General features: G+C 33.8%; 12 protein-coding genes, 1 tRNA gene and 1 pseudogene. 7 read left to right on the top strand and 7 right to left on the bottom strand.

All coding sequences use genetic code 11. The annotated features are described in order from the left end of the window. The first annotated feature begins 337 nt into the window (after positions 1 to 337). Both BOQ62_RS16850 and BOQ62_RS16845 read left to right on the top strand, forming a co-directional pair. Entirely contained in the window at positions 338 to 811 is a 474-nt protein-coding gene (locus BOQ62_RS16850) for a hypothetical protein (protein ID WP_129041304.1), read from the top strand. A 4-nt stretch (positions 812 to 815) separates the two neighbouring features. Then, entirely contained in the window at positions 816 to 1,256 is a 441-nt protein-coding gene (locus tag BOQ62_RS16845; protein WP_129041302.1) for a hypothetical protein, read from the top strand. Between the two features lie 142 nt (positions 1,257 to 1,398). Here BOQ62_RS16845 and BOQ62_RS16840 read toward each other — a convergent pair. Then, positions 1,399 to 1,475, bottom strand: a tRNA-Arg gene (locus BOQ62_RS16840). A gap of 59 nt (positions 1,476 to 1,534) precedes the next feature. Here BOQ62_RS16840 and BOQ62_RS16835 point away from each other — a divergent pair. Genes BOQ62_RS16835 through BOQ62_RS16825 form a run of 3 tightly spaced genes read left to right on the top strand, consistent with a single transcriptional unit; the run spans position 1,535 to position 5,313 of the window. Next, positions 1,535 to 2,581, top strand: a complete 1,047-nt coding sequence (locus BOQ62_RS16835) for an ABC transporter substrate-binding protein (protein WP_228414247.1) — start codon at positions 1,535 to 1,537, stop codon at positions 2,579 to 2,581. Positions 2,582 to 2,624: 43 nt separating this feature from the next. Continuing rightward, positions 2,625 to 3,269, top strand: a complete 645-nt coding sequence (gene mtgA / locus BOQ62_RS16830) for a monofunctional biosynthetic peptidoglycan transglycosylase (protein ID WP_129041300.1) — start codon at positions 2,625 to 2,627, stop codon at positions 3,267 to 3,269. Between the two features lie 13 nt (positions 3,270 to 3,282). Next, the gene (locus BOQ62_RS16825) at positions 3,283 to 5,313 is read left to right on the top strand and encodes a recombinase (RefSeq protein WP_129041298.1); all 2,031 of its coding nucleotides are present in this window, start codon (positions 3,283 to 3,285) and stop codon (positions 5,311 to 5,313) included. A gap of 50 nt (positions 5,314 to 5,363) precedes the next feature. On the opposite strand, the gene BOQ62_RS22570 is transcribed toward BOQ62_RS16825, so the two are convergent. From BOQ62_RS22570 to BOQ62_RS16805, 6 genes and pseudogenes are all read right to left on the bottom strand, one after another. After that, the gene (locus BOQ62_RS22570; RefSeq protein ID WP_157885754.1) at positions 5,364 to 5,531 is read right to left on the bottom strand and encodes a hypothetical protein; all 168 of its coding nucleotides are present in this window, start codon (positions 5,529 to 5,531) and stop codon (positions 5,364 to 5,366) included. 138 nt (positions 5,532 to 5,669) lie between these two features. After that, positions 5,670 to 5,834 (bottom strand): hypothetical protein, encoded by a 165-nt coding sequence (locus BOQ62_RS22565; RefSeq protein ID WP_164976773.1) that lies wholly within the window; start codon positions 5,832 to 5,834, stop codon positions 5,670 to 5,672. A gap of 107 nt (positions 5,835 to 5,941) precedes the next feature. Then, positions 5,942 to 6,235, bottom strand: a complete 294-nt coding sequence (locus tag BOQ62_RS16820) for a hypothetical protein (protein ID WP_129041296.1) — start codon at positions 6,233 to 6,235, stop codon at positions 5,942 to 5,944. A 1-nt stretch (position 6,236) separates the two neighbouring features. Then, complete coding sequence (locus tag BOQ62_RS16815) at positions 6,237 to 6,893, bottom strand: hypothetical protein (RefSeq protein ID WP_129041294.1); 657 nt, start codon at positions 6,891 to 6,893, stop codon at positions 6,237 to 6,239. A gap of 17 nt (positions 6,894 to 6,910) precedes the next feature. Then, positions 6,911 to 7,989: pseudogene (recF, locus tag BOQ62_RS16810) on the bottom strand (DNA replication/repair protein RecF). A 3-nt stretch (positions 7,990 to 7,992) separates the two neighbouring features. Then, a complete protein-coding gene (locus BOQ62_RS16805; protein ID WP_129041292.1) occupies positions 7,993 to 8,748 on the bottom strand; it encodes a hypothetical protein in 756 nt (251 codons plus the stop codon). A gap of 18 nt (positions 8,749 to 8,766) precedes the next feature. Here BOQ62_RS16805 and BOQ62_RS16800 point away from each other — a divergent pair, with 18 nt between their 5' ends. Both BOQ62_RS16800 and eco read left to right on the top strand, forming a co-directional pair. Next, positions 8,767 to 14,643 (top strand): alpha-2-macroglobulin family protein, encoded by a 5,877-nt coding sequence (locus BOQ62_RS16800; protein ID WP_129041290.1) that lies wholly within the window; start codon positions 8,767 to 8,769, stop codon positions 14,641 to 14,643. Positions 14,644 to 14,798: 155 nt separating this feature from the next. Next, positions 14,799 to 15,287 carry a serine protease inhibitor ecotin gene (gene eco / locus BOQ62_RS16795; protein WP_129041288.1) on the top strand — a complete coding sequence of 163 codons (489 nt, stop codon included), beginning with the start codon at positions 14,799 to 14,801 and terminating at the stop codon, positions 15,285 to 15,287. The last annotated feature ends 668 nt before the right edge of the window (positions 15,288 to 15,955 follow it).

The raw sequence follows: 15,955 nt of genomic DNA, 5'->3' as shown, positions 1-15,955 counted from the left end.
ATTTAACCATAAGAGAATATCAAAATTTAATGTCTAATCAATCTAAAAATGTAGCATAAAGAGTATATAAATTTTGTCTCAAAAATAGTTGCAAGTTCACATGCATATAATTTTACCACTAGTACAAATGGGTCAAAAACAACAAATGAATATGTAGCAAGAGTAAATGATATTTCCACTAGGGAGGGATCGCCGTATTTTAAAAATGCAGAAGAAAAATATACTACAGAAATTTCAAAAAAATAAATATTAATCTAAAAGAAGCTCCAAGAAACAATCATCAAGGTTATGATGTAAAAACGACCGGAGTATTGTCAAATAAAATAAAGAAATAAGTATGAGAAAATTAGTTTCATTTTGCCTATTGTTTTTTTTATTATCATGTCATATTAAAAATATTTACTCAGATTTTTCAAAACCCGTAAAAATAGTAAGATTTATGGGAGTTGATAGTTATTCTTCTAATATTAACCCTCAAATATTTTGGAACCAAACTGATGAACATATGTTTTTATTTATGAATAAGGCTGCTTTTCTCTCTGAAATAGAAACCTATAAAGAATTGCCGAAAAGTACACTGCAGGAGTATATTTTTGCATTTATTACATCAAAAAAAGATACATTATATTCTGACTATAATTTAAAATCATGGATATTAATTAGAAACAAAAGAGAAAAATATTACTATGATGAACAAGGTAAAACAGCTGAGTTTTTAAAAAGCACCTATCCTTTTTTAGAGAATGTTCATATATGCCTAATAAATAAGTATTGCTTACATTTATATGATCTTCAGGCTTATTGTTTCTAAAACGATGGATATAAGAATAAGTTATTTAACAATATTTTTATTTCCATTCGTTTTTATCGGTTGTTCAACTATTAAAATCTCCGAGAAATATGGTGTAGAGATGAATGTTGTTGATAATGTGCGCTCGAAGGTGCTAATTGAAAAATTTAATACATATGATAAAAATAAATCATTTTTAACTTTTACATCCGAATTCAATAATTTTATAACAGTTAAGAATGGATATAGTTTAGTCCTTTATAAAAGAGCTGAAACTGTATCAATGCTAGGGTTTACGACTGCTTGTATAGTTTTTAACAATAAAGATGTTATAATTACTATTGATAATAAACAGGATATTAAATTAAATAAGGTACAACTTCCAAAATATAAGTTTATCTATGTAGGTAAGGATAAAAATCATTATACAATTGAATATACAAACCATGCCAAATCTTTTCTATAAAGCTAATTCATAATTAGTTTATTCGTTTGATCTTACTACCTTTTTATACAATTAAGAGGTGAGGTAGGTATAATGAACTAATTTCTTATCAAAGTAAAATAAAAAAAACGCCACTTGTCTTAAAGTGGCGCTATTTGGCTTTTGGTGACCTCGACAGGATTCAAACCTGTAACCTTCTGAGCCGTAATCAGATGCGCTATTCAGTTGCGCCACGAGGCCTTGTGTTATCTTGTTGTTTAACGGTTGCAAATATACCACTTTTTTCCGTTCTTTGGAGAATGAAACAGAAAATTTTACTTTTATTTACGGTATTTACGCTAATTGCCTGTAAAAGAGAATCAAAAATTTCGTCCACAGATTGGACAAATATCTCAGGACGCACCCAATATAAGGAACATGACGGTAGTTTGGAACTGAAATCAGGAAATTTTACCTATAATTTTAAGCAAAATCAAACTCCATTTAAGAAAATCATCCTGTTGAATGCAAGTATGGCAGGGTATATTTCGGAGCTTGGAGCAGAAAATTTAATCATAGGAGTTTCCAGTCCGGAGTATATTTATTCAGATAAAATTCAGAATCTGATGAAAGAGGGGAAAATCCAAAACGTAGGAAGCGAACAGAAATATGATGTGGAAAAGATCATTTCGATGAAGCCGGATGTTATTTTTACCAATCATATTGCCAGTTTTGATAATACCTATGAACTTTTGAAAAACAATGGGATTCAGGTTGTATTTCTGGACGAGTACATGGAGCAGAAGCCTTTGGAAAAAACGGCTTACATCAAGCTTTTCGGAGAGCTCTTAGGAAAGGAAAAAGAAGCAGATGTAAAATATCAGGAAGTTGAAAAAAATTATAATGATTTGAAGAAGCTTGCTTCCACTGCCAAAGAAAAACCTGTTGTTCTTGCTAATGAAATGTATGGAGATGTCTGGTATCTTCCGGGCGGAAATACTTCTGTTGCGCATTATATTTCGGATGCCAATGCCAATTACATCATGAAGGATAATAAAGATGAAAAAGCTTTGACAATGAGTTTTGAAGAAGTGTATGCTAAAGCCGGAGGTGTACAGTATTGGGTAAATGCAGGAAGCCATACTTCGAAAAAAGAAATGCTGGGAATGAATCCTTTTTATGGAAAACTGGATGTCTTCAATAAAGGGAAGATCTATACCATTGCAGGAAAAGAAAAACTGAAAGCAAATGATTTTTTCGAAAGTGGTGTGGTAAGAGCAGATCTTATTCTTAAAGACTATATTAAGATCTTTCATCCTGAACTTTTACCGGATTATCAGCTTACTTATATGAAAGAATTGCAGTAAATCATAGTATTTGCTTATTTTTGCCTTTCCTTGTTATCAAATTATGTGGAAAAAAATTAAACAGCTTATCTTCATCATTCTTGTTTTGAATGTAGTCTTTATTATCTGGGGCAGATTCTTTAATCCGCCGATCACGCTTACCCAGATAGGAGGGCTTTTTGAATATGGGAAACTTCACAGAGATTATATTTCCTACGATGAGATGGGAAACAACGTGAAAAAAGCAGTAATAGCCTCAGAAGATCAGAAATTCTTTGATCATGACGGTTTTGATTATACAGCCATCGAAAAAGCGATGAAAAACAATGAGAAAGGAAAAAAAATAAGAGGTGGAAGTACTATTTCCCAGCAGACTGCGAAGAATGTATTTCTTTGGCAAGGCAGAAGCTGGGTAAGAAAAGGGCTGGAAGCAGTTTATACCTTTATCATCGAAAAAGTATGGAGTAAAGATATTATTCTTGAAAGATACCTGAACTCCATTGAAATGGGGCAGGGCGTATTTGGAGTGGAAGCTGCTGCACAATATTATTTTGGAAAATCATCCAAAGATCTAAGTGTTTCAGATGCAGCCTGGATTGCTGCTGTATTGCCTAATCCGAAGAAATATGATCCAAAAAATCCGTCACCTTATCTAAGAAAGAAACATAATTGGATCATGAGACAGATGAGGAATGTGAGTTTGAAATAGTATCTTTGTACTAATGAAATTCTTTAATTCCAGCACAAACTTTGAGTCAGTTCTTAAAAAATACTTTTCTTTTAAGAATGAAACCCTTTCTTTAGAACCCTTTGCAGAGTTTCTTGAGACTATTAAAGAGGCAGACTTCACAGATGTGCTTAATTTCTTTAGAAGCAATCCTAATTTTGCTGAAAACTTTAAATATTACATTCACAATATTTTTAGAGGAAGACCTTTCAATCTTTCACTCACAGAAGCTAATATCCTTTCAGAAAATGCCTTTTTTCCGGAGCTTAAAAAAAGAATCCTGAATAAAGTTTTACCACCTGTTGAAAATGAAAAAACAGTTTGGTATATGATTGATAATGTCAGTATGAGACCCCAAAAGGATCTTAGATACCTGCATAATCTTCCGGAAAATGAGATTAATGAATTTTTAAACATACTGGGAGCTTCAGATTTTATTGTGAAGCCTAATGTGAAAAAAGAGCTCATCTTCTCTATGAATATCCTTTCGTGGAGGGTTACAGGGATGGCTATGGAAGTGGAAGTGGTAAGAATGGCTCCGCAGTATAGAAATCTGGATAATCCGTTTCTTGCCCTTCAGAATGAGCTGGAAACTCTAGCTGAAGATTTGGTAAAAGATCCTGAACTTCAGCTGCATTCTAAAGACAGCAGATATAAACAAATTAAAATCTATGCAGAACAATGTCAGGAGTTTGTGAATATTGCTTTTAAAAATTCCGCCAAATATGGTATTTCAGGAAAGATTAATCAATCTCTGTTAAAAATCCGTCAGCAGACTGAAAGAATTTATGAAATTGTTCAGTTGTTGGTTATAGATACCGATGAGGATGTTCAGATAAAATCTAAACAGCTGATTTTTAATATTCTGAACTATAAATCTCATAAGAATAATATCTCAGACCTGATCAATGACAGTACGAGATTGATTTCACACCTTATTACCAATCACACTGCAGAAACCGGAACGCATTATATTACTTCTACCCGAAAAGAATATATGACTATGTTCTACAAAGCGAGCGGTGGAGGAATCATTGTAGGAGCACTCTGTGTTCTGAAAATGCTTTATGGGTACATCCCTGGCAGTGACTTTTCCCATGCTTTCTTGTACTCCATGAACTATGCAATGGGATTTGTGATGATCTATCTGATGGGCTTTACTTTAGCTACAAAACAGCCGGCAATGACTGCCGCTACGATGACTAAAGTATTATCCGAAGAAGGAAATGCCCAAAGAAACAATACAGAATTTGCCCATCTGGTATCTAAACTGTTCAGAAGTCAGTTCATTGCCTTTGTAGGAAATGTATTGCTTGCCTTTCCGGTAGCACTTGCCATCATTTACGGACTGGATGTATTTTTCTCTCAAAACCTTGCTGTAGAACGTTCTGATAAATTATTAAAAGATCTTGATCCCTTTAAATCAAAAGCAATTCTGCATGCAAGTATTGCCGGATTCTATCTTTTTATTTCCGGAATTATCTCAGGGAATATCGGGAACAACTCCGTATTTTATCAGATACCCGAAAGAATTGCCAAAAACCTTTCTATCAGAAGCTTTTTCGGAAAGAAATTTGCAAAAGGACTTTCAAAATATTATGCTAAAAACTGGCCGGGAATCATTTCCAATTTCTGGTTTGGAGTTTTTCTGGGTGCAACAGCTCCGGTAGGAATGTTTTTCGGACTGGATCTGGACATCAGACACATTACTTTCGCAGCAGGAAACTTTGCATTAGGATTGTATGGGAAAGACTTCTCTGTAGATTCTTATACATTCTGGATGTCTTTTGTAACAGTATTTCTAATCGGTTTCTTCAACTTTTTAGTAAGTTTTAGTTTGTCTATGTTCTTGGCATTCAGATCAAGAAAGATGAATTTCGGACAGGTAAGTGAAATCTATAAAGAAATTTTCAGGTACTTTACAAAGCATCCCCTGAAATTCTTTCTGCCATTACGTTCCAGACTTGATAAACAGGCAGATGATTTGATGAGCAGCACTATTTCTAATAAATCAGATGAACATTAATAATATAAAAAATGCTACCCAACGGTAGCATTTTTCTATTGTTATAACTATTAAAGGCAAATAGGAAGCAAAGGACACTTTGTTGGTAAAGTTGTCCAATAAGCACATTCGTTTTCATTAGCGCAGCTTACAGCACAGCAGATCTGTCCAACGCCACCTCCTTGTATTGTTTTTAAAGTTTTTCTTGTCAGTTTTTTTGATGCAATTGATTTTTTCATAGTATTAATTTTTTTTGAATGATAAATATATCAATTAATATGGAATTATACTTAAAGGATATCAAAAAAAGTGATATTTATAAATTCTAATAAAAAATGCTACCCTCGGGTAGCATTTTTCTATAGAGATCTATTTTTTTAAACACAATAAGGAAGTTCCGGACATTCTGCGGGAAGCTGTTCCCAAAAACCACATTGACTAAGATCTGCACAACTTACAGCACAGCAAACCATTTGCCCAGCTCCTTGGGTTGCCTTTAATGTTTCTCTTGATAATTTCTTTGATTTAAGTATCTTTTTCATAGTAAAAATGAGTTATTAATGGGTATTAAAGATACATATTAAATCCAATGAATTCAAAATAATTTCAATGGTGGTGAATTATTTTATGTGGATTAACCCCTTTATTCCTATAAAATTTGAAGATCATTAAATTTATCAACTCCAAATTTATCCTGGAACTTTTTGAGATAAAAGCTTTTACGCATTTTGAAATCATGCTTCAAAAGAGGAGAATCAATTCTAATAATAATACATTCATTTTCTATATTGACGCTTTTTATTTCTTTGAAAAGACTTTCATCAAGATATTCTTCAAGGAAATCTTTAATGTCAAAAGCAACAAGTTTATGCTCAAAGCCATAAATTCTGGCAAAAGATTTTACCAGTTCAGAGGATTGATATTCACGTTTTTTCTTCTTCATACTATTTTTTCTCTACATATTCAGTTGCTAACCCTTTACTTTTAAAAAACTTTTGCAAATCAGGATAAAGATACTCACACATTTTGAAAGGATCTAATATATTTCTGGGTGAAGATTCAATTCCTGAACATTCAAAACAAATTTCAAAATAAGCAAAAATTTTACCACTTTCATCATAGAACAAGATTGCATTTCTTGGGAAAAAACATCCGCTGGATGAGACAGATTTAATATAATATTTGTCACAGGTGTTGTAGATTACATCAGTGAGTTCTGAAATCTCGGACAACGTTAAAATTTTAGATTCTTGAATGCCATCAAAGATAGATTGTTCAATAGCTTCTCTTAATTCAAACGTTGCATTTTTTTTGATGCTGTCATAATATTTTGTAATTATAATGGAATCTTCCTTTGTTTTTGGCGGCAGCGGTGGTGTTATATAAGAATTAGCAGTACTTCTTTTTAAATTCAGATTATAAGATATAATTTTTACCTTAGTTGCTTTGTTAAAAGGGAAAGTAGCTATTCTCTTATTGAGTGGTGTGGGTTTAAAATTCTTTTTGAGATCACCATCTTTGAAAGAATGATATTCTGCTAACAGATCTACAGGTTTTTTCTTTTGTCCATAAGAATAAAGAAAAATTACTGAAAATAACAAGATGAGGATTTTTGATGTCATAACTCAAAAATTATACTCTCCTCATTAATCTTTTTCACAACACTTTCAGTACGCTCTCTATGAGTATCCGTAATGAAAATCTGACCAAAGCTTTCTTTATTGACAAGTTCAATCAATTGCGAAACTCTGGTATCATCAAGCTTATCAAAAATATCATCAAGCAACAGGATAGGAGTCTTTTTGGTGAGTTCCTTTACGAGACTCATCTGAGCCAGTTTTAAAGAGATCAAGAAAGATTTCTGCTGCCCCTGAGATCCGATTTTCTTAATTAAAACATGATTCATTTCAAAAAGAAGATCATCCTTATGAATTCCTTTTGAAGTGTAAGTCAGCATACGGTCTCTTTCAAGGCTTTCTTTTAAAAGGTTTTCAAAAGAATCTTCCAGCAAATGAGATTCATAAATTACGGATACAGTTTCTTTTCCACCGGAAATAATCTGATAGAAATTCTGAACAATAGGGTTAAGTTGCTCTACAAACTCTTTTCTTTTCTTAAAAATTTTAGTCCCAAATCTGGTGATCGGGTCATCATAAATTTCTAATGAATCTTTGTCCCAGGTTCTGTTCTTGGCAAAATATTTCAGTAAAGCATTTCGCTGTTGAATGGTTTTCTGATATTGGATAAGATCAAAAAGATATTCTGAATCCGTTTGAGAGATCATCGCATCCAGAAACTTACGTCTGCTTTCTCCGGAATCTGAAATAAGATTAGAATCATAAGGTGAGATCATAACACTTGGCAAGTATCCAATATGATCTGCAAGCCTGTCATAGCTTTTATCATTTTTTTGATCACCTTTTTAGATTCCTTGGGTTGGGTAATTCTGATGATATCTTCACTGTCTTTATTCTGAATTTCAGCATCAATAGTAAAAAAGTCTTCCTCCTTTTTAATATTGTTAAAATCAGTATTTCCTAAAAAGCTTTTTCCTACCGACAAATAATGCAATGCATCCAGTATATTGGTCTTTCCCACACCATTATTTCCCACAAAACAGTTGATCTGCGGGGAAAATTCAAATTTTTTCTCAGAGTGGTTTTTGAAATTGTAGAGGGAAAGCTTTTTGATAATCATTCGTCAAAAATACTCCATTATTAGTAAAAATAAAAAAGGAAGTGCCGAACAAGTTTCTACCCCAAATGAGTAATAAGCGTCATCTCTTTTATTATCAGAGAAATAGATAAGAATATAAGTTACAATGCTTGCCATAAAAAAAGCCAGGGCATATTGTAATTCAAGATAAAAGATCCCAATCATATTGCTGATAAAAACAAGAACATAAGCGATATACTTCGTGTTATCTACTCCTATTAGCATGGGGAAAGTTTTTACGGTATCACTTTTCATATCCCGTATGTCGAAAGGAAGAACAAGGGCAGTAATGAAGAAGAAGCTGATCAGAAAAATAGGGATACTGAATTCCGGAAGGGTAAGCCAGCAGTTGACCAATGCCCATACCAATCCTACATAGAAAACCTTCAGTAAAGGGATTTTCCGGATATAAACATCAAGAAAAAAGCTGTTGTAAAGCAATCCCAAAACTACAATAATAAACCATTTCAAAAGTCTTATTTCATTATGATTATGGATGATTAAAAAAGCACAAACAATTCCTGCAATGGCATTGATGACCACAATTTTGAAGAAATGCCTGGTATATTGATATTTAGTATACAGATAACCACTGAAATAAGTGATGAAAATAAGTGCAAAAGTGGGGAAACGGAATGTGTTTTGCTCTTTCATGAAAAATACTGCAAAAAGAGTTCCCATAAGGGAGACATAAATCTGGCTGTCTATGACGGTTTTTTTCAGTATTTTTAAGATGTTCATTTATCAAAATTAATATATATGAAAAGATTTTCCAAGATTTTTCTGCTTTTGCTTGTAATGCTAAGCTTTTCAACGGTATCGGCACAAAAATATTATGATACCCAATGGAAAAAAGTGTCTGATAACAGTACAAAAGGAGCCTATAAATCTAATCTTCCCATTATTTTAGACATACAAAAACAAGCCATGAAAGAAAATAATGCCTTCGAGCTGATCCGTTCTCTGAAAGCGGAATTCAGTATTGTAAACCAAACAGTGGATGATGATCAGAATGATGCCGCTTCTCAGTTTTTCAAAAAACTTAAAGATGCAGAAGGCAAAATAAATGGAGAAGGTAAACTGGTTTATAAAGTTCTGCTGAATGGTTTCTTCATGGATTATTACAATCAGAATTCATGGAAAATAAACGGAAGAACCAATATCAATTCTCAGGATGTTTCACAGATTGAAACCTGGAGTAAGCTTGATTTCAAAAATTATTTAACGAAAAATTATCAGGATCTTGATCAGGAGAAAGCTGAAATGAAAAAAATCTCTCTGGAAAAATATAAGAATATTTTTTCCGGAACAGATGATGTATCTTATTTTCCAACGCTATCGGAGTGGTATGCAGTCAAGAAAATAGAATTTTTATCTGAAAATAATATTTTCACTAAAAATGAACTTACAGCAAACCATACAACAATTAATGCCATTTATGATGAACTGATTGCCCAGAACAGTGGGAATGCAAAACTCTATTTCATGAAAGTGAAGATCACAGAAAACTGTAATTTCAATCATTGTAAAGACAAACTTCAGCAGCTTCAGGATCTTGTGAAATCTAATGTGGAAGGTGATTATAAAGTAATGATCATGGCAGACATTATGGATGAGCTCGTTAATCAGAAGAAACCTAAAGAAGCAATCGCATTGGCTGGTCAGGCTAAAAGTGAATATCCAAAATCTCTTTTCCTTGATAATATCAAAAGCAAAGAAGCTCAGATTATCAATCCATATCTCAACTTAAAATACGAATCTCAGACTCAGAATAATCTGCCGATTCATTTTGTGGCAGAATACAAAAATGTATCAGAATTTACCCTGAATATTTATGAAGTAAAAGATGATTTTACCTCATTACTTCGGTATGTTCAGGACTCTTATTCCGATATCTTCACTAAACTAAAAAAGAATCTCGTAAGAAAAGAAACATTTCTGCTTCCGGATCCTAAGGATTATCAGAATCATAAAACTTCACTGGAAGTGAAACCACTTCCTTCAGGAGTGTATGTTGCAGAATTTACTGTGGCAGGAGCAGATATGAAAGATACGGATTTCAGACAAAACTTCTATTTTCTGGTTTCAGGAAACAGAATCATCTATCAATCTAAAACAGACAGAAAGCCTCTTTCTGATGAATTGAAATTGGTAAACAGTGAAAATGGGAAACCTTTAGCCAATGAAGGTCTTCGATTTTATGAATTTGTTTCCAATAAAACATTAACCAAAATTGAAGGAACAACCAATACAAACGGAGTATTTATGTTTCCTTCTTCTGAAAACAAAGACTATTACAGAACATTCCTGATTCAGCAGCCCAAAACCAATGATTTCCAGATCATGCAGGTGTATGGAAACAGAGGGTATGCTGATGATTATAATCCAAATAAACAAACCCGTTCAACAGCTCAGATTTTCATTGACAGAGGAATCTACCGTCCCGGACAGACTGTTTATTTCAAGGTGATCAACACCAGAATGAATAAAGAAGTTGAAGCTGTGCTTTCAGGATTAAAACAAAAAATTACGTTGTTGAATACCAATAGCGAAGAGGTTTCTTCACAGGAATTTACCACCAATGAATTTGGCTCTTATCACGGAAGTTTTATCCTTCCGAAAGGAAAATTAAACGGTAATTTTTATCTGAGAATAGATGGAGAAAGCCAGGGATATAAGAACTTCAGGGTAGAAGAATACAAGAGACCAAAATTTGAAGTAACCTTTGATCCGGTAAAAGATGAATATAAATATGGCCAGACTATTGATTTAAAAGGGAAAGCAGTTATGTTTTCCGGTGTTCCACTGAGTAATACTACAGTGAACTATGAAATCAAAAAACAAAATATCAGATGGAGATATTTCAGCTGGTATCCGCAGAATGATGATAACGAAAATTCTATTCTGGGTGAAGCAAAAACCAATGAAAAAGGAGAATTTATCATTCATTTGGAGCTTAAAAAAGATGAAAAACTGGAAGGAATCCAGATTGATAATTATGCAATCAATGCTTCTGTTACAGACATCAACGGAGAAACGCAGATTGCCAATACACAATTAAAAGTAGCTTCGGTCTCTCACTATATTCAGGCAGAAAACATCAGCAATATTTTTGCAGATGAAAATGTGAAAGTGAAGGTAGAAACCAAAAATTACAACGATCAGAATCTTAAGAAGCCATATCAGGTTAAGCTATCAAAATTAACTGCTCCGGATAGGATTTTCAGAGAGAATTTCAAATCTGATGTTCAAAATCTGCCGAAATATTCAAAAGAAGAATTCATCAGCAAATTCCCACACGATCTTTTTGATAAAAATGATGAGATCAAGAATTGGAAAACTGAAAAAGTAGTGGTTGAAAGACAACAGCAGCCATCCGCCGATAATGCTCAGCTTGACCTTGGAAAACTGGAAACCGGAGATTATGAACTTGAACTTTTTAATATTGAAGGAAAAGATACCATCAAAACTTCACAGTATTTCAGTGTTTGGGATAAAACAGCTTTAAAATCAACTCAGAAAACATTCCTTACAGTCATTGCTCCGAAAGAAGAATTATCAAGAGGAGAAAAGGCAAAAGTTTATGTTTACTCAGCAGTTCCTGATGCTTTGGTAAATGTTTTTGTTCAGGATGGATCTGGAAAAACGGTTTCAGAAGTTCATCAGATGAAAAAAGGAATATTAAAATATACTGCTGAAATTCCTAAAGATAAAAGTGTATCAGATCTGAACCTTCAGTTTCAGCTGGTAGCATTTAATGATGTGAATACAGAATCTGTTTCTTTAAAAATAAAAGACACAGAAAAACCTTTGAAAATTGAAACGGTAACATTCAGAGATAAACTGGAACCTAATGTGAAGGAAAAATGGACGGTAAAAGTAACCGGAAATGATAACGAAAAGATCAGTGCAGAGGTATTGGCGAATATGTATGATATGTCGTTGGATCAATTTGCTGCAAACAATTATAGCTGGAGAAAACTATATACTCCATTTGTGATTGTTACTTCTTATGGGATCAGAAATTATCTGCAACAGGAAAGCTATCAGAAGAGACTAGCATATTTCGATGGCAGAGAAGTGCAGGTTCCGCAGTTTAACTGGTTTGATGGCGACCTTTTCTATACATTACAAGGACAAGCAGCAGGAGTGATGGTTGAAAGTCATATGGCCCCGCCAGCACCCATTGCAGGGGCAAGATTTAAGACTGCTAAAGCTACAGTTGCAAGAGAAGTTGCGGTGAATGAGGAGGTAGATGCAATGGCTTCTAATGCAGACGGAGTGATAGATCAGGATGATAAAGCAAAAGAGCTGGATAAAGTAGCTGTCCGTAAAAATCTGAATGAAACGGCATTCTTCTATCCGGATTTAAAAACTGATGCAGAAGGAAATGTAAGTTTTGAGTTCACATCTCCGGAAGCGTTGACAAAATGGAAATTAATGTTCCTTGCACACACTCAGGATGCAAGAGCTGCTACGTTGGAAAAAGAAGTGGTAACTCAAAAAGAATTCTCAGTAACGCCAAATTATCCGAGATTCCTGAGAGAAGATGACGAACTGAATCTGCAGTCGAAACTATCAAACCTTACCGATAAAAAACTAAATGGTTCTGCTGAATTACAGATCCTGGATGCCTTTACCAATGAAAATATTTCTTCTAAATTCGGAATCACTTCAGGAGTACAAAACTTCAGTCTGAATGAAAACGGAAGCAGTGCATTGACATGGAAATTGAAAGTTCCGGACAATGTTTCTTCCATTATCTTCAAAGTGGTTGCGAAAGCAGGAGCGTATTCCGATGGAGAACAACAAGCCGTTGCTGTATTACCTAACAGAATGCTGGTAACAGATGCCGTTCCGGTTTTTGTGAAAGAAGGCGAAACCAAAACTTTTGTACTGGATAATCTTAAAAACAATACCTCCACAACAGCTTCTAATGTTTCCAATACACTGGAGCTGACTACCAATCCGATCTGGGAGATCATGTTTGCTCTTCCGAGTCTGAAAAATGATCAGAATAACTCTGCGGATGTCATCTTTAATAAATGGTTTGCAGACGTGTTGGCTTCAGAAATATTTAAGGCCAATCCGAAAATGAAAACTATTTTCGAGGAATATCAGAACAAAGGATTATTAAATTCAAATCTTGAAAAAAATCAGGAATTGAAGCAATTGTTATTGGAAGAAACTCCTTGGGTATTAGAAAGCAAAAATGAAGGCGAGCAGATGCAAAAGCTTGCGTTATTATTTGATGCAAATACAATGAAAAATTCTATCAATCAGGATTGGGATGATTTCAAAAAGTTACAGAACCCTGATGGTGGATTCTCTTGGTATCCTGGTTATCCAAGTTCTTACGGAACATCATTGTATATCCTTAAAAACCTTGGAAAAATCAATTCTTGGTTAAAAGATAATGTGAAGGACTATCAAAGTTCAGAGCAGAAAACGATCGTAGCCAAACTGATTCAGTATGTAGACAATGAAGTCAGCAAGTATTTCGATGTGAAAAAAGGAAATGTCTGGAATAACTGGGCAATAGATTATCTTGATACCAGAAACTACTGGGAACAGCAATATCCTTTGAAAGGAAAAGGTGCTACCCTGAAAACATTAGTGAAACAAAAAGCAAAGACAGCTAAAATTACCGATTTTACATTCTTCGGACTTCACCGTGCCGCATTATTAATGAATGATTATGGTCTGAAAGATGTTTCTTCTAAATTAATGACATATCTTAAGGAAACCTCCACAGATACCAAAACACAAGGTATCTATTGGAAACAAAACCTGAATGATTGGGGATGGTTCGGTTCTAAAGTAGTCAACCATGCCGGAGCATTGGAAGCTTTCAATAAGTTGCAATCTAACAACCAAAATTTCATTGAAGACATGAAAATCTGGCTGGTAACGCAGAAAGAAGTCAACTCATGGGGAAGCTCAAGAGGAACAGCGGAAGTGATCTTTACTATTTTAAATTCAGGAAAATCATGGACTGGAACAGAAAGTGATAAAGCCACCATTGTTTGGGGCGGAAAAGAATTAGCTCCTCAGACACAAGCTACAGGATATGTGAAATCAACAGTGAAACCAGAAGCTATAGATAAAAACTTAGCAACCGTAACCGTTACAAAACCAGGTCCCGGAATTGTTCAGGGAGGATTATTCTGGCAGTATTATGAAGACCTTGATAAAATTAAATCTTCTGAAAACTATATCTCTGTAACAAAAGAACTTTATAAAAAAGTAAAAACGGTGAACGGAGAAGAACTTCAGAAAATCTCTTCTGAAACACCATTGAAAGTAGGAGATAAAGTAACCGTAAGAATGATTCTGAACACAGACAGAGCTATGGAATTCATTCATATTAAAGATATGCGTGCCGCAGGATTCGAACCTGTAGATGTATTGTCAGGATATCAATGGAAGAATAACCTGGGATATTATCAGTCGACTAAAGATGCCTCTACGAATTTCTATATTCAATACATGCCAAAAGGAAAATATGTATTTGAATACGATGTGGTAGCCAATGCATCCGGTAAATTCTCCAACGGAATTACAACCATGCAGAATTATTACGCACCGCAGATGAATGCGCATACAAAAGGAAGTAATGTGACCATTTCAGAGTAACTGATCAACATAGAAAACTGTAGTAATTTTTACTGCAGTTTTTTTGTTAAAGATTTAAAAATAAAAATAGAATTAAATCGAAAAATCAAACAATTGTTTAATTTTGGAATAGTTTTTGGAATTAAGATAGTATCAATTAAAAAAATTATTAAAAGATGAAATTTTCTAAAACTTTAATCACAGGATTAGTATTAATGGCTGGAGTAAATGCTTTCGCACAAAAGAAAGCAGAAAAGTTTGAAAAACTAAAGATTGAAATGTTCCCCAAAGCAAAAGACGGATATAAGCAAGTATATATTCAGCTTCCTGTAGCAAAAAATGAAAACGATTTAAAAGTTGAACTTTTTGTAGGAGCTGAGAAAATGTTAGACTGTAACAACTATTTCTTAATGGGAGAAATGAAAACCCAGGACCTTCAGGGATGGGGATATAACTATTATGAAGTAGAATCTAAAGGGGAAACAGCAGGAACACTAATGGGATGTATGGATAAAAAACTGACCAAAAAGTTTGTTACCCTAAAACCTGAAACGGTAAGATACAACAGCAAACTTCCATTGGTATTCTATGTACCGAAAGATATTGAAGTTCGTTACAGAATTTTACGTCCTGATGCTAATATGAAAAAAGCAGTTCAAAGATAAATCAGCTTATTATAATCATAAACAGGAAACTCCTCACAGTAATGTGGGGAGTTTTCGTTTTTAATCGGCAGCAATGTATAGCCACCCAGTTTGTCATTCCGCAGAAATCCAGATATTATATTTAATCTTTGGTAAAGAATTCTGATGTTTTTGGGATGAGGTGTGTTGAGCGAGAGGATTAGAGAGTTTGTGAGTGATAGTATTAGTGAATTAAAGTGTTGATATTGTAAAGGGTAGATTCCTACGGAATAGACAAACTATACGCCTTATTTATCCATTCACATTGTCATTCCGTAAGAATCAAACTTGCAAAATTCATAATCAGAATAAAATTTATGCTAAAGCCGTTGGAAATTTTGTTTTTATTAAACGGGCTAAAGTCCGTTCCTATTGAATAGTGGGTTAGTTGATATAAATATTACTCGAATCCCTTTGCTGAGTGTAACGCCCTTTAGTTTGTATTATAAAGTTTTTTGAATTACGTAAATTAACTTTATAGTATTAATTAATCCACAAGAAACAGGGTGAATCATTAAGCGCCAAAGGTTTTTAGACCTATGCAAAGATTATGAACCCTGTTTCTTTGAGAGTAAGGTCATAATAGAAATTAAGGTTTGCGACCAATTATCAAGGGCTTAGACAAAACTCTCTATGTGGAAAAATATTTT

Source organism: Chryseobacterium sp. CH21, assembly GCF_004119445.1.
Lineage (GTDB): Bacteria > Bacteroidota > Bacteroidia > Flavobacteriales > Weeksellaceae > Chryseobacterium.
Note: the sequence above shows the minus strand (reverse complement) of the source record. Positions and strands in the feature narration are given on the sequence as shown.

Bases quoted from the DNA above. Each gene is read 5' to 3' on its own strand.
- BOQ62_RS16850 (WP_129041304.1), top strand. From the start codon at position 338: ATGAGAAAATTAGTTTCATTTTGCCTATTGTTTTTTTTATTATCATGT.
- BOQ62_RS16845 (WP_129041302.1), top strand. From the start codon at position 816: ATGGATATAAGAATAAGTTATTTAACAATATTTTTATTTCCATTCGTT.
- BOQ62_RS16835 (WP_228414247.1), top strand. From the start codon at position 1,535: ATGAAACAGAAAATTTTACTTTTATTTACGGTATTTACGCTAATTGCC.
- mtgA (WP_129041300.1), top strand. From the start codon at position 2,625: ATGTGGAAAAAAATTAAACAGCTTATCTTCATCATTCTTGTTTTGAAT.
- BOQ62_RS16825 (WP_129041298.1), top strand. From the start codon at position 3,283: ATGAAATTCTTTAATTCCAGCACAAACTTTGAGTCAGTTCTTAAAAAA.
- BOQ62_RS22570 (WP_157885754.1), bottom strand. From the start codon at position 5,531: ATGAAAAAATCAATTGCATCAAAAAAACTGACAAGAAAAACTTTAAAA.
- BOQ62_RS22565 (WP_164976773.1), bottom strand. From the start codon at position 5,834: ATGAAAAAGATACTTAAATCAAAGAAATTATCAAGAGAAACATTAAAG.
- BOQ62_RS16820 (WP_129041296.1), bottom strand. From the start codon at position 6,235: ATGAAGAAGAAAAAACGTGAATATCAATCCTCTGAACTGGTAAAATCT.
- BOQ62_RS16805 (WP_129041292.1), bottom strand. From the start codon at position 8,748: ATGAACATCTTAAAAATACTGAAAAAAACCGTCATAGACAGCCAGATT.
- BOQ62_RS16800 (WP_129041290.1), top strand. From the start codon at position 8,767: ATGAAAAGATTTTCCAAGATTTTTCTGCTTTTGCTTGTAATGCTAAGC.
- eco (WP_129041288.1), top strand. From the start codon at position 14,799: ATGAAATTTTCTAAAACTTTAATCACAGGATTAGTATTAATGGCTGGA.